This window comes from Streptomyces sp. NPDC055189, from assembly GCF_053606765.1.
The window spans coordinates 1-14,225 of record NZ_JBSGSG010000103.1 but is presented as its reverse complement, the minus strand read 5'-3'; the positions used below and the strand labels follow the sequence as shown (position 1 = coordinate 14,225).

Here is a 14,225-nt window from a genome sequence, read left to right as displayed (position 1 = left end):
CCGGCTCTGAGCCCTACCAGGACAAACCCGTGACAACGATCACTCCGGCGCCGGGGAACCAGCCCCCGCCACACCGCCCGCTTCGCCCTGAGCCCGGTGAGCCCGGTACGCTCACCGCCGTGCCACACGCTGATCAGTCCCAAACCACCCAGAAGGGCGTTCCCGTGACATATCCGGGACCGCCGCGGCCGGTCCAGGTCTCCGCGACGCCGCTCGCCACGATCGCCGATCAGCTGGGGGTCGCCGCCCCGGGCGCGGGGGAGGTCAGCGGCATCACGCACGACTCCCGCGCCGTCCGCCCCGGCGACATCTACGCCGCACTGCCCGGTGCCCGGCTGCACGGCGCCGACTTCGTCGCGCAGGCGGCCGACCTCGGTGCCGCCGCGATCCTCACCGACCCGACGGGCGCCGAACGCGCCGCCGTCACGGGCCTGCCGGTCCTGGTCGTCGCCGACCCGCGCGGCTCCATGGGGGAGCTCGCGACCACGGTGTACGGCCATCCGGGGCGCGATCTCCTGCAGATCGGCATCACCGGCACGTCCGGCAAGACCACCACGGCGTACCTCGTCGAGGGCGGTCTCAAGGGCGTCCGGTCGACCGGGCTCATCGGCACGGTCGAGATGCGCATCGGCGAGGAGCGCATCAAGTCCGAACGTACGACCCCCGAGGCGACCGATCTCCAGGCGCTGTTCGCGGTGATGCGCGAACGCGGCGTCGAGGCCGTCGTCATGGAGGTCTCCAGTCACGCCCTCGTGCTCGGCCGGGTGGACGGCTGCGTCTTCGACGTCGCCGTCTTCAACAACCTCAGCCCGGAGCACATGGAGTTCCACTCCGACATGGAGGACTACTTCCAGGCCAAGGCGCAGCTGTTCACCAAACAGCGCTCCCGGCTCGGAGTGGTCAACTTCGACGACGAGTACGGCCGCAGGCTCATCACCGAGTCCGAGGTCCCCGTCACGACGTTCTCCGCCGAGGGCCACCCCGACGCCGACTGGCGGGCGGAGGACGTCGAGGTCATGGCGTTCGACTCCACGTTCGTCGCGGTCGGCCCGAAGGGGGAGCGGATCACCGCGCGGTCCCCGCTGGCCGGCCCCTTCAACGTCGCCAACACGCTCGCCGCGATCGTCTCGCTCGCCGTCGCCGGGATCGACCCACAGCAGGCCGCCGACGGCGTCGCGGCGGTGCCGGGCGTGCCGGGCCGCCTGGAGCGCATCGACGAGGGCCAGCCCTACCTCGCCGTCGTCGACTACGCCCACAAGACGGACGCCGTCGAATCGGTCCTGCGCGCCCTGCGCAAGGTCACCGAGAACAAGCTGCACATCGTGCTCGGCTGCGGCGGCGACCGGGACAAGACCAAGCGGATGCCGATGGGCGCCGCGGCGGCCCGGCTCGCCGACACCGCCGTACTGACCGCGGACAACCCCCGCGGCGAGGACCCCCTCGCGATCCTCGCCACGATGCTCGCCGGCGCCGCCGACGTGCCGATCCACGAGCGCGGCGACGTCGCCGTCTTCGAGGACCGCGCCACCGCCATCCGCGCGGCCGTCGCCAGGGCCGAGCCCGGCGACACGGTGCTCGTCGCGGGCAAGGGCCACGAGCAGGGACAGGACATCGCCGGGGTGGTGCGTCCCTTCGACGACCGCCAGGTACTTCGCGAAGCTATCCAGCAAACCCAGGGATGAATCTGTGATCGCCCTCTCCCTCGCCGAGATCGCCAGTGTCGTCGGCGGGCAGACCCACGACATACCGGATCCGTCCGTCCGGGTGACCGGACCGGTCGTGCGGGACTCCCGTGAAGTGGAGCCCGGCAGCCTCTTCGTCGCCTTCGCGGGCGAGCGCGTCGACGGCCACGACTACGCGGCCGCGGTCGTCGAAGCCGGCGCCGCCGCCGTCCTCGCCTCGCGCCCCGTCGGCGTGCCCGCCATCGTCGTCGACGACGTGCAGGCGGCCCTCGGAGCCCTGGCGCGGCACGTCGTGGAGCGCCTCGGCGCCACGCTCGTCGCGCTCACCGGGTCCGTCGGCAAGACCAGCTCCAAGGACCTGCTCGCCCAGGTCCTGCGGAGCAAGGCGCCCACGGTCTTCACGCCCGGCTCGCTCAACAACGAGATCGGCCTGCCGCTCACCGCCCTCAGCGCCACCGACGAGACGCAGTTCCTCGTCCTGGAGATGGGCGCGCGCGGCATCGGCCACATCCGCTACCTCACCGGCCTCACCCCGCCGAAGATCGGCCTCGTGCTCAACGTCGGAACCGCCCACATCGGCGAGTTCGGCGGACGCGAGCAGATCGCAGTGGCGAAGGGTGAACTCGTCGAGAGCCTGCCCGCCGACGGCACCGCCGTCCTCAACGCCGACGACCCCCTCGTCCGTGCCATGGCTTCGCGTACGAAGGCGCGCGTCCTGCTCTTCGGAGAGTCCGCCGACGCCGACGTACGTGCCGAGAATGTCCGGCTCACGGAGATCGGACAGCCTGCCTTTACGCTGCACACACCCTCCGGGTGCAGCGACGTGACCTTGCGGCTGTACGGTGAGCACCACGTGTCGAACGCGCTTGCCGCGGCCGCCGTCGCCCATGAGCTGGGCATGTCCGCAGACGAGATCGCCCGCGCGCTCTCCGAGGCGGGCACGCTGTCCCGCTGGCGGATGGAGGTCACCGAGCGCCCGGACGGCGTGACGGTCGTCAACGACGCCTACAACGCGAACCCCGAGTCCATGCGAGCCGCCCTGCGCGCGCTCGCGGCCATGGCCAAGGGACGTCGTACGTGGGCGGTGCTCGGTCATATGGCCGAGCTCGGTGACGAGGGGCTCGCCGAACACGACGCGGTCGGACGGCTCGCTGTCCGGCTGAACGTGAGCAAGCTCGTGGCAGTCGGGGGCAGGGAAGCGTCCTGGCTCCAACTGGGCGCATACAACGAGGGTTCGTGGGGTGAGGAGTCGGTGCACGTGTCCGACGCACAGGCGGCGATCGACCTGCTGCGCAGCGAGCTGCGCCCGGGAGACGTCGTGCTGGTGAAGGCTTCCAGATCGGTCGGTCTCGAGCGGGTCGCCACGGCGCTGCTCGATGACGCCGCGTCGTCCGAGGGGCAGGTCGCCGGCCGATGAGGCAGATCCTCTTCGCGGGTGTGATCGGGCTCTTCCTGACCCTGGTCGGAACCCCGCTCCTTATCAAGTTCCTTGCCCGCAAGGGCTATGGGCAGTTCATCCGGGACGACGGCCCGCGCGAGCACCACAGCAAGCGCGGTACGCCGACCATGGGTGGTATCGCCTTCATCCTGGCCACGCTCATCGCGTACTTCCTCACGAAGATCATCACGGGTACGGAGACCACGCTCTCCGGCCTGCTCGTGCTCTTCCTGATGGCGGGCATGGGCCTCGTGGGCTTCCTCGACGACTACATCAAGATCGTCAAGCAGCGCTCGCTCGGCCTGCGCGCCAAGGCGAAGATGGCCGGACAGCTGATCGTCGGCATCGGCTTCGCCGTGCTCGCGCTGAACTGGCCGGACAACCGCAACCAGACCCCGGCCTCCACCAAGCTGTCGTTCGTCACGGACTTCGGCTGGTCGATCGGCCCGGTGCTCTTCGTGGTCTGGGCGCTGTTCATGATCCTCGCGATGTCGAACGGCGTGAACCTCACCGACGGCCTCGACGGCCTCGCCACGGGCGCCTCGGTGATGGTCTTCGGCGCGTACACCTTCATCGGTGTCTGGCAGTACCAGGAGTCCTGCGCCAACGCGGTCACGCTGACCAACCCGCAGGCATGTTTCGAGGTCAGAGACCCACTCGACCTGGCTGTCGTGGCCTCCGCCCTGATGGGTGCCTGCTTCGGCTTCCTGTGGTGGAACACCTCGCCCGCCAAGATCTTCATGGGTGACACCGGTTCGCTCGCCCTCGGCGGCGCGCTCGCGGGCCTCGCGATCTGCTCGCGCACGGAGATGCTCCTCGCCCTGCTCGGCGGCCTCTTCGTCCTGATCACGATGTCGGTCGTCATCCAGGTCGGCTCGTTCCGCATGACCGGCAAGCGCGTCTTCCGCATGGCACCGCTCCAGCACCACTTCGAACTCAAGGGGTGGTCCGAAGTCCTTGTGGTGGTCCGCTTCTGGATCATCCAGGGCATGTGCGTGATCGTCGGACTCGGCCTCTTCTACGCAGGATGGGCAGCCAAGAAGTAATGACTTGGGCAGGAAAGAACGTCACTGTCGCGGGGCTCGGCGTATCGGGCATCCCGGCGGCCCGCGTGCTGCACGGCCTCGGAGCCGTGGTCACCGTCGTCAACGAAGGCGACGACGAGCGCTCCCGCACGCAGGCCGCCGACCTCGAGGCCCTGGGCGTCACCGTCCGCCTCGGTGACGGCGACACCCTGCCCGAAGGCACCGAACTCGTCGTCACCACGCCCGGCTGGAAGCCCGGCAAGCCGCTCTTCGCGGCCGCCGCGGCAGCGGGCGTCGAGGTGTGGGGCGACGTGGAGCTGGCCTGGCGGCTGCGCGGCCCCGACGCCGCGCCGTGGCTCGCGGTCACCGGCACGAACGGCAAGACCACGACCGTACGGATGCTGGCCTCGATCCTGGAGGCGGCCGGTCTGCGCACCGCCGCCGTCGGCAACATCGGGGTCTCGCTGCTCGACGTCGTCACCGGCGACGAGACGTACGACGTACTCGCCGTCGAACTCTCCAGCTACCAGCTGCACTGGGCGCCCTCGCTGCGCGCCCACTCCGCGGCCGTCCTGAACCTCGCGCCCGACCACCTGGACTGGCACGGCTCCATGGAGGCGTACGCCGCCGACAAGGGCCGTGTGTACGAGGGCAATCAGATCGCCTGCGTCTACAACCTCGCCGACAAGGCCACCGAGGACCTGGTCCGCGAGGCCGACGTCGAAGAGGGCTGCCGCGCCATCGGTTTCACGCTGAATGCGCCCGCGCCCTCGCAACTGGGCGTCGTGGACGGCATTCTGGTCGACCGTGCCTTCGTGCCGGACCGCCAGAAGCAGGCCCAGGAGCTCGCGGAGATCTCCGACGTGCAGCCGCCCGCGCCGCACAACATCGCCAACGCCCTGGCCGCGGCGGCTCTGGCGCGCGCCTACGGAGTACCCGCGACGGCCGTACGCGACGGTCTGCGCGCCTTCCGTCCGGACGCCCACCGCATCGAACACGTCGCCGACGTGGCCGAAGTGGCGTACGTCGACGACTCCAAGGCCACCAACACCCACGCCGCGGAAGCCTCGTTGGCGGCCTACGAATCCATCGTCTGGATCGCGGGCGGCCTCGCCAAGGGCGCCACCTTCGACGAGCTCGTCACCAAGTCGGCGAAGCGGCTGCGGGGTGTCGTCCTGATCGGCGCCGACCGCGCGCTGATCCGCGAAGCCCTCGCGCGACACGCCCCCGAGGTCCCGGTCGTCGACCTCGACCGGACCGACACTGGGGCGATGTCCGAGGCGGTGGAGCAGGCGGCACGGCTCGCCGAGCCGGGGGACACCGTACTGATGGCTCCGGCCTGTGCGTCGATGGACATGTTCACCAACTACAACAAGCGTGGTGACGCGTTCGCGGACGCGGTCCGCGAACTCGGCGCGAGCGCCTGACGCGGACCCTCGTGGTCCGGGGGCGCCCGGCACACCCTTAGGAGGGCACGTGGCAGCGTCGTGGTGTCTTGGCGGGGGCCTTGATGGCCGGCAGTAGCGGGCGAGCGCCCACGCGCCTCGCCAGGCGGCCCGCACCGGTCCGTCCCGCGCGCGTACCGCGCCCGCCGAGCGAGAACGCGCTGCGGCGGTTCCACACCCGGCTCAAGCGCGCCTGGGACCGGCCGCTGACCGCCTACTACCTCATCCTCGGCAGCAGCCTGCTGATCACCGTGCTGGGCCTGGTGATGGTCTACTCGGCGTCCATGATCCAGGCGCTGCAGCTGGACCTGCCCGCCTCGTACTTCTTCCGCAAGCAGTTCACGGCGGCCGTACTCGGCTCGATCCTGCTGTTCGTGGCCATGCGGATGCCCATCAAGCTGCACCGGGCGCTCGCCTATCCCATCCTCGCGGTGACCGTCTTCCTGATGGTGCTCGTACAGGTCCCGGGGATAGGGCGCAGCGTCAACGGAAACCAGAACTGGATCTATCTGGGCGGCCCGTTCCAGCTCCAGCCGAGTGAGTTCGCCAAGCTCGCCCTCGTCCTGTGGGGCGCGGACCTGCTCGCCCGTAAACAGGACAAGCGCCTGCTGACCCAGTGGAAGCACATGCTGGTGCCGCTCGTCCCGGTCGCCTTCATGCTGCTCGGACTGATCATGCTGGGCGGCGACATGGGCACGGCGATCATCCTCACGGCGATCCTTTTCGGCCTGCTCTGGCTCGCGGGCGCACCGACGCGGCTCTTCGCGGGAGTGCTCTCCATCGCGGCCCTGCTCGGCGTGATCCTCATCAAGACCAGCCCCAACCGCATGGCCAGGCTCGCCTGCATCGGCGCCACGGATCCGGGACCCGGCGACCAGTGCTGGCAGGCAGTGCACGGGATCTACGCACTGGCCTCCGGCGGATTCTTCGGTTCCGGCCTCGGCGCGAGTGTGGAAAAATGGGGTCAACTGCCGGAACCGCACACCGACTTCATCTTCGCCATCACGGGGGAGGAACTCGGCCTGGCGGGGACGCTGTCGGTGCTCGCTCTGTTCGCGGCTCTAGGCTATGCGGGTATCCGCGTGGCCGGACGCACGGAGGACCCCTTCGTACGGTATGCCGCGGGAGGCGTGACCACCTGGATCACGGCGCAGGCCGTGATCAATGTCGGTGCGGTGCTCGGTCTGCTGCCGATCGCCGGTGTCCCGCTCCCGCTGTTCTCCTACGGGGGCTCCGCCCTGCTGCCGACCATGTTCGCCATCGGACTCCTCATCGCCTTCGCGCGGGAGGACCCGGCGGCAAAGGCGGCCCTGGCCATGCGGCAACCTCGGGTGAGATGGAACACGATGAGACGGCGCGTCAAGGCGCGTTCGTCCGGAGAGCGGTGAATTTCGGTGCATGTCGTACTCGCCGGTGGGGGGACCGCCGGCCACATCGAGCCCGCGCTCGCCCTCGCGGACGCCCTGCGGAGGCAGGACCCGACCGTGGGCATCACGGCCCTGGGCACGGAGCGCGGACTCGAGACCCGGCTCGTACCCGAGCGGGGCTACGAACTCGCGCTGATCCCGGCCGTACCGCTGCCGCGAAAGCCCACCCCTGAGCTGATCACCGTGCCGGGACGGCTGCGCGGCACGATCAAGGCGGCCGAGCAGATCCTGGAGCGCACGAAGGCGGACTGCGTGGTCGGCTTCGGCGGCTACGTCGCGCTGCCCGGGTACCTCGCGGCCAAGCGGACCGGGACCCCGATCGTCGTGCACGAGGCCAACGCGCGTCCCGGCCTCGCCAACAAGATCGGTTCGCGGTACGCCGCCGGGGTGGCCGTCGCCACACCGGACAGCAAGCTGCGCAACTCCCGCTACATCGGCATCCCGCTGCGCCACACCATCGCCACGCTCGACCGGGCCAGGGTCCGCCCGGAGGCGCGCGCCGCCTTCGGCCTCGACCCGAACCTGCCGACGCTGCTCGTCTCCGGTGGTTCGCAGGGCGCACGGCGGCTCAACGAGGTCGTCCAGCAGGTCGCTCCGGTCCTCCAGCGCGCGGGAATCCAGATCCTGCACGCGGTCGGCCCGAAGAACGAAATGCCGTACGTCGAGAACATGCCCGGTATGCCGCCCTACATCCCGGTACCGTACGTGGACCGGATGGACCTCGCGTACGCCGCGGCGGACATGATGCTCTGCCGCGCGGGCGCGATGACCGTCGCCGAACTCTCCGCCGTCGGGCTGCCGGCCGCATACGTCCCGCTGCCCATCGGCAACGGCGAACAGCGGCTGAACGCCCAGCCGGTGGTCAAGGCGGGCGGCGGACTCCTGGTGGACGACGCCGAACTGACGCCCGAGTGGGTGCAGGGCAACGTCCTCCCGGTGCTCGCCGACCCGCACCGGCTGTACGAGATGTCGCGTGCCGCATCGGAGTTCGGCCGCAGGGATGCCGACGACCTCCTCGTCGGCATGGTGTACGAGGCGATCGCGTCGCGCCGCAACGGGTGAGACGGCACAGATAGGCACACAGAAGGCAGGGGACCGTGGCCGGACCGACCACCGCCGAACGGCAGAGATCTGCTTCTGGTGGGTCCCGCCCGCCCCGCCCTCCCCGCCTTCTGGGGTCCCGCGTACGCATGCCGCGGCCGCGCACCCTGATCCTCTCGCTGATCGCACTCGTGCTGTTCGGTTCGGGAGGCGTCTGGCTGCTCTACGGCTCGCAGTGGCTGCGCGTGGAGCGCGTGACGACTTCGGGCACCCGGATTCTGACGCCCGAAGAGGTACGTGAAGCAGCCGCGGCCCCGATCGGTGCGCCCTTGATTTCGGTCGACACCGATGCCCTTGAGGACCGGCTGCGGGGGAAACTCCGGCGTATCGACTCGGTCGAGGTCGAGCGTTCCTGGCCACACGGAATCAGTCTGAAAGTGACCGAACGCAAGCCCGTTCTGCTTATCGAAAAGGGCGGAAAGTTCGTCGAAGTGGACGCCAAGGGCGTGCGATTCGCCACGGTCGGACACGCGCCGAAGGGTGTTCCGCTCCTGGAATTGACGCCGGACCAGGAGAACGCGGCCTCCAGTCTGCGCCGTTTCGACGAGCACCGTCTGCGGCGCGAGTCGGTAAGCGTCGCGGGTGCGCTTCCGGCCGCCGTGGCCCGCGATACCAGGGCCGTCAAGGTCCGTTCGTACGACTCGATCTCGCTGGAGTTGAGCGGCGGCCGCACCGTAGCGTGGGGCAGCAGCGAGAAGGGCCGGACGAAGGCAAGCACACTCACCGCGTTGATGAAAGCCGCCCCCAAGGCGCGGCACTTCGACGTGAGTGTCCCCACCGCCCCTGCATCATCGGCGAGTTGACGCATATCGTCGCAGGCCAGCACCCTGGTTCGGCAGCGCTACGGCTGATCACATAGGGTGAAAAGAAAAACGGGAGGTTCGGCGTGTTCGTTGAACGTGCGCCACTTGTCGACTTAGTGTCCTGTTCGGAAGAGTCCAAGGAACAGACACACTGGTAACCCTAAACTTCAGCGTTAGGGTTCGGGTCGGCGTTCGGACCGTCCCATTCGGCATCAGTCGTCGCGGCGCTTGACCGCGAGGCGACGACACGTAACTCGAGGCGAGAGGCCTTCGACGTGGCAGCACCGCAGAACTACCTCGCAGTCATCAAAGTCATCGGTGTCGGCGGCGGTGGTGTCAATGCCATCAACCGGATGATCGAGGTCGGTCTCAAGGGCGTCGAGTTCATCGCCATCAACACCGACGCGCAAGCCCTGTTGATGAGCGACGCCGACGTCAAGCTCGACGTGGGCCGTGAACTCACCCGCGGCCTCGGCGCCGGAGCCAACCCGGCAGTCGGCCGCAAGGCGGCCGAGGATCATCGCGAGGAGATCGAGGAGGTCCTCAAGGGGGCCGACATGGTCTTCGTGACCGCCGGCGAAGGCGGTGGCACCGGCACCGGCGGCGCACCTGTCGTCGCCAACATCGCCCGCTCCCTGGGCGCCCTGACCATCGGCGTCGTCACCCGGCCGTTCACCTTCGAGGGCCGTCGTCGCGCCAATCAGGCCGAGGACGGGATCGCGGAGCTGCGCGAAGAGGTCGACACCCTCATCGTCATCCCCAACGACCGGCTGCTTTCCATCTCGGACCGCCAGGTCAGCGTTCTGGACGCCTTCAAGTCGGCGGACCAGGTCCTGCTCTCCGGTGTCCAGGGCATCACCGACCTCATCACGACGCCGGGTCTGATCAACCTCGACTTCGCCGACGTCAAGTCGGTCATGTCCGAGGCCGGTTCGGCCCTCATGGGCATCGGCTCGGCCCGCGGCGACGACCGCGCGGTGGCCGCAGCCGAGATGGCGATTTCCTCGCCGCTCCTGGAGGCGTCCATCGACGGAGCGCGGGGAGTCCTGCTCTCCATCTCCGGCGGCTCCGACCTCGGCCTCTTCGAGATCAACGAAGCGGCTCAGCTGGTCAGCGAGGCGGCCCATCCCGAGGCCAACATCATCTTCGGTGCCGTCATCGACGACGCCCTGGGCGACGAGGTCCGGGTCACCGTCATCGCGGCGGGCTTCGACGGCGGGCAGCCGCCGTCCAAGCGGGACACCGTCCTCGGCTCGGCGTCCTCGTCCAAGCAGCGCGACGAGCAGCCGGCGGCCACGAGCCGTCCCGCCGAGTCCCGTTCGCCCTACGGCGGCCTCGGCAGCGTCACGTCGCACGAGGAGCCGTCGGCTCCGGAGCCCGTCGAGGTGTCTCCGGTCAACGAAGCCCCGTCCGCGCCCGTGGCCCCGCCGCAGGTTCCGCCGGCCCGTCCGTACTCGGACAGCCAGGCCGAAGAGCTGGACGTGCCGGACTTCCTGAAGTGATAAGCAGGCACAGCACACGGAGCGGCGCGCACTTCGCCTTCACCGACAGGTGGGGCGGGGTGAGCGCCGTTCCGTACGAAGAGCTCAATCTCGGCGGTGCGGTCGGCGACGACCCCCGGGCCGTACGGAAGAACCGTGCGCTCGCCGCCGAGTCCCTCGGCATCGACCCGGCGCGGGTCGTCTGGATGAACCAGGTGCACGGCCCCGACGTCGTCGTGGTCGACGGGCCCTGGGGCTCCGACGCCGAGATCCCGGCGGTCGACGCCGTGGTGACCGCCCGCCGGGGCCTGGCCCTCGCGGTGCTCACCGCGGACTGCACGCCCGTCCTGCTCGCCGACCCGGTGGCCAAGGTCGCCGCGGCGGCGCACGCGGGGCGGCCGGGGATGCTGGCGGGGGTCGTCCCCGCCGCCGTCGAGGCGATGGTGAAGCTGGGCGCCGACCCGGCTCGCGTCATCGCCCGCACCGGCCCCGCCGTCTGCGGCCGCTGCTACGAAGTTCCCGAGGCGATGCGAGCAGAGGTCGCCGCGATCGAGCCCGCGGCGTACGCCGAGACGAGCTGGGGCACTCCGGCGGTCGACGTGACCGCGGGGGTGCACGCCCAGCTCGAGCGGCTCGGGGTGCGCGACCGGGAGCAGTCGCCGGTGTGCACCCTGGAATCCGGTGACCACTTCTCGTACCGCCGCGACCGGACCACCGGTCGTCTCGCGGGCTATGTCTGGCTGGACTGATAGGGCATGACGGACCGTAAGTCTCAACTCGCCGCAAATCTGGCGCAGGTCGAAGAGCGCATCGCCGCGGCGTGCGCGGCGGCCGGGCGCAAGCGGGAAGAGGTGACCCTGATCGTGGTCACCAAGACCTATCCCGCGAGCGATGTGCGGATTCTCTCGGAACTCGGCGTACGTCATGTCGCCGAGAACCGCGACCAGGACGCGGCCCCCAAGGCCGCCGACTGCTCGGATCTGCCCCTTACTTGGCATTTTGTCGGTCAATTGCAGACCAATAAGGTGCGTTCCGTGGTCGGTTATGCCGATGTGGTCCAGTCGGTGGACCGGCCCAAACTCGTCACGGCCCTGTCGGCGGGCGCCGTGCGCGCGGAGCGGGAACTCGGCTGTCTGATCCAGGTCGCCCTCGACGCCGAGGAGAACGGCCGTGGCGAGCGCGGGGGCGTGGGCCCCGGCGGAATCGAAGAGTTGGCCGGACTTCTGGCCGGGGCTCCGGGGCTGCGGCTCGACGGTCTGATGACCGTGGCGCCGCTCACCGGTCCGTACGCGGGACGGCAACAGGCGGCGTTCGAGCGGTTGATGGAATTCGCAACCCTCATGCGCGCGGCTCATCCGGCTGCGAACATGGTGTCGGCAGGGATGAGTGCGGACCTCGAACAGGCCGTGGCGGCCGGGGCGACACATGTGCGCGTCGGTACGGCGGTACTCGGAGTCCGACCCGGGCTCGGGTAACGTCGCCAAGAAGTCGGACCACAGCAGAAAATATGGTCATTCTCGCTGTTGGGCGGGGAGGCCTCGTGGATCGCGGGCAGTTGGTGACGACAGCCGATCCACCACAGAGCGGAGGACTCAGAGCATGGCCGGCGCGATGCGCAAGATGGCGGTCTACCTCGGCCTCGTGGAGGACGACGGGTACGACGGTCCGGGGTTCGACCCCGATGACGAGTTCGAACCCGAGCCGGAGCCCGAGCGGGACCGCCGGCGGCATGAGCCGTCACATCAGTCCCACCAGTCCCGTCAGGCACACGTGCCCGAAAGGGACGAATCGGTACGAGTGGTACAGCCCCCCGCACAGCGTGAGCCGGTCGCCCATTCCGCTTCGCTAGCCGCGGAATCCGGACGTCCGGCGCGAATCGCCCCCGTGGCATCCATCACACCTGAACGCCAGAGCCTGGAGAAGAACGCACCGGTGATCATGCCCAAGGTCGTGTCCGAGCGGGAGCCCTACCGCATCACCACGCTGCACCCGCGGACGTACAACGAGGCCCGTACCATCGGGGAACACTTCCGCGAAGGCACCCCGGTGATCATGAATCTGACCGAGATGGACGACACGGATGCGAAGCGACTTGTCGACTTTGCCGCCGGTCTGGTCTTCGGCCTCCATGGCAGCATTGAGCGAGTGACGCAGAAGGTGTTCCTGTTGTCGCCTGCTAACGTCGATGTAACGGCGGAGGACAAGGCTCGCATCGCAGAGGGCGGGTTCTTCAACCAGAGCTGAGACGTAAGTGACGCAGTAACGCAGAACCGGCAAACGCAGCACGAGTAACAGGGGAGAGGGAACCGCCAACATGGGCGTGGTCTTGCAGGTGCTTTACATCGCGCTGATGTGCTTCCTCATCGTGCTGATCTTCCGGTTGGTCATGGACTACGTCTTCCAGTTCGCCCGCTCATGGCAACCCGGCAAGGCGATGGTGGTCGTTCTGGAGGCCACCTACACTGTCACTGATCCACCGCTCAAGCTTCTGCGGCGGTTCATTCCGCCGCTGCGTCTCGGGGGCGTGGCGCTCGACCTGTCCTTCTTCGTATTGATGATCATCGTCTACATCCTGATCACCGTCGTGAGCGGCTTGTGAACGATACGGTCTTGCCGAATGCCGACGACTACGTTGAGGTGAAGAGATGCCGTTGACCCCCGAGGACGTGCGGAACAAGCAGTTCACGACCGTCCGCCTCCGAGAAGGCTATGACGAGGACGAGGTCGATGCCTTCCTCGATGAGGTCGAAGCCGAACTGACTCGCTTGCTCCGCGAGAACGAGGACTTGCGCGCCAAACTGGCCGCAGCCACCCGCGCCGCTGCGCAGAACCAGCAGCAGGGCGGGATGCGCAAGCCTCCAGAACCGCAGGACCAGCGCGGTCCGGGTGCACCTGTGCCCGCCGCAATATCTGGCCCGCAGCCGGTGCCGCCGCAGCAGCAGCACCCGCAGCAGCATCCGCAGCACCAGCAGATGGGCGGTCCGCCGCAGCTGCCCGGTGGCGCGCCGCAGCTGCCCGCGGGTCCCAGTGGGCACGGCCCGCAGCAGGGTGGCCCGCAGGGTCCGGGTCCGATGGGCCAGGGCGGTCCGATGGGCGGCCCCATGGGTGGTCCCATGGGCGGCCACGGTCCGCAGATGCCCCAGCCCGGCCAGGGCCCCGGTGGCGACAGCGCCGCACGCGTGCTCTCCCTTGCCCAGCAGACCGCTGACCAGGCGATCGCGGAGGCCCGTTCCGAGGCCAACAAGATCGTCGGCGAGGCGCGCTCGCGTGCCGAGGGTCTCGAGCGCGACGCCCGTGCCAAGGCCGACGCCCTGGAGCGGGACGCGCAGGAGAAGCACCGCGTGGCGATGGGCTCCCTGGAGTCCGCCCGCGCCACCCTTGAGCGCAAGGTCGAGGACCTGCGCGGCTTCGAGCGCGAGTACCGCACGCGTCTGAAGTCGTACCTGGAGTCGCAGCTCCGTCAGCTGGAGACCCAGGCCGACGACTCGCTGGCCCCGCCGCGGACCCCGGCGACGGCTTCCCTTCCGCCGTCCCCGGCGCCTTCCATGGCACCGGCCGGCGCGGGCGCCCCGTCGTACGGCGGCCAGCAGTCGATGGGCGGCAACCAGCCCACCGGTGGCCCGTCCTACGGTGGCGGCCAGCAGCAGATGTCCCCGGCGATGACCCAGCCGATGGCGCCGGTGCGGCCGCAGGCCCCGCAGCCCATGCAGCAGGCTCCGTCGCCGATGCGTGGCTTCCTCATCGACGAGGACGACAACTGACGGCCGTTTCCACGCCTTAGGCGTCGGCAGCGTTCAGGGCGAGGCCCCCAGAGTTTCTGGGG

13 protein-coding genes are annotated in these 14,225 nt (G+C 69.4%); all 13 read left to right on the top strand.

Annotation, left to right across the window (positions count from 1 at the left end):
* Nucleotides 1–29 precede the first annotated feature (29 nt).
* The gene (locus tag ACWFR3_RS40980) at nucleotides 30–1,682 is read left to right on the top strand and encodes a UDP-N-acetylmuramoyl-L-alanyl-D-glutamate--2,6-diaminopimelate ligase (protein ID WP_453739805.1); all 1,653 of its coding nucleotides are present in this window, start codon (nucleotides 30–32) and stop codon (nucleotides 1,680–1,682) included.
* Nucleotides 1,683–1,686: 4 nt separating this feature from the next.
* Nucleotides 1,687–3,099 (top strand): UDP-N-acetylmuramoyl-tripeptide--D-alanyl-D-alanine ligase, encoded by a 1,413-nt coding sequence (locus ACWFR3_RS40975; RefSeq protein WP_453739804.1) that lies wholly within the window; start codon nucleotides 1,687–1,689, stop codon nucleotides 3,097–3,099.
* Entirely contained in the window at nucleotides 3,096–4,166 is a 1,071-nt protein-coding gene (gene mraY / locus ACWFR3_RS40970) for a phospho-N-acetylmuramoyl-pentapeptide-transferase (RefSeq protein WP_160504534.1), read from the top strand. Before ACWFR3_RS40975 ends, mraY begins: the two co-directional genes overlap by 4 nt.
* Entirely contained in the window at nucleotides 4,166–5,572 is a 1,407-nt protein-coding gene (gene murD, locus ACWFR3_RS40965; protein WP_453739803.1) for a UDP-N-acetylmuramoyl-L-alanine--D-glutamate ligase, read from the top strand. Before mraY ends, murD begins: the two co-directional genes overlap by 1 nt.
* An 83-nt stretch (nucleotides 5,573–5,655) precedes the next feature.
* Nucleotides 5,656–6,978 (top strand): putative lipid II flippase FtsW, encoded by a 1,323-nt coding sequence (ftsW, locus tag ACWFR3_RS40960; RefSeq protein WP_453739802.1) that lies wholly within the window; start codon nucleotides 5,656–5,658, stop codon nucleotides 6,976–6,978.
* 6 nt (nucleotides 6,979–6,984) lie between these two features.
* The gene (gene murG / locus ACWFR3_RS40955; protein ID WP_361188817.1) at nucleotides 6,985–8,079 is read left to right on the top strand and encodes an undecaprenyldiphospho-muramoylpentapeptide beta-N-acetylglucosaminyltransferase; all 1,095 of its coding nucleotides are present in this window, start codon (nucleotides 6,985–6,987) and stop codon (nucleotides 8,077–8,079) included.
* Nucleotides 8,080–8,114: 35 nt separating this feature from the next.
* On the top strand, nucleotides 8,115–8,921 hold the full coding sequence (locus ACWFR3_RS40950) for a cell division protein FtsQ/DivIB (protein ID WP_453739801.1): 807 nt from the start codon (nucleotides 8,115–8,117) through the stop codon (nucleotides 8,919–8,921).
* A gap of 275 nt (nucleotides 8,922–9,196) precedes the next feature.
* Complete coding sequence (gene ftsZ / locus ACWFR3_RS40945; protein ID WP_453739800.1) at nucleotides 9,197–10,423, top strand: cell division protein FtsZ; 1,227 nt, start codon at nucleotides 9,197–9,199, stop codon at nucleotides 10,421–10,423.
* Nucleotides 10,420–11,151, top strand: a complete 732-nt coding sequence (gene pgeF / locus ACWFR3_RS40940; RefSeq protein WP_453739799.1) for a peptidoglycan editing factor PgeF — start codon at nucleotides 10,420–10,422, stop codon at nucleotides 11,149–11,151. Before ftsZ ends, pgeF begins: the two co-directional genes overlap by 4 nt.
* Nucleotides 11,152–11,157: 6 nt before the next feature.
* Nucleotides 11,158–11,877 carry a YggS family pyridoxal phosphate-dependent enzyme gene (locus ACWFR3_RS40935; RefSeq protein ID WP_453739798.1) on the top strand — a complete coding sequence of 240 codons (720 nt, stop codon included), beginning with the start codon at nucleotides 11,158–11,160 and terminating at the stop codon, nucleotides 11,875–11,877.
* A 124-nt stretch (nucleotides 11,878–12,001) separates the two neighbouring features.
* A complete protein-coding gene (locus ACWFR3_RS40930; RefSeq protein ID WP_453739797.1) occupies nucleotides 12,002–12,646 on the top strand; it encodes a cell division protein SepF in 645 nt (214 codons plus the stop codon).
* 70 nt (nucleotides 12,647–12,716) lie between these two features.
* Complete coding sequence (locus ACWFR3_RS40925) at nucleotides 12,717–13,001, top strand: YggT family protein (RefSeq protein ID WP_361188804.1); 285 nt, start codon at nucleotides 12,717–12,719, stop codon at nucleotides 12,999–13,001.
* Between the two features lie 46 nt (nucleotides 13,002–13,047).
* On the top strand, nucleotides 13,048–14,163 hold the full coding sequence (locus tag ACWFR3_RS40920; RefSeq protein ID WP_453739796.1) for a DivIVA domain-containing protein: 1,116 nt from the start codon (nucleotides 13,048–13,050) through the stop codon (nucleotides 14,161–14,163).
* The last annotated feature ends 62 nt before the right edge of the window (nucleotides 14,164–14,225 follow it).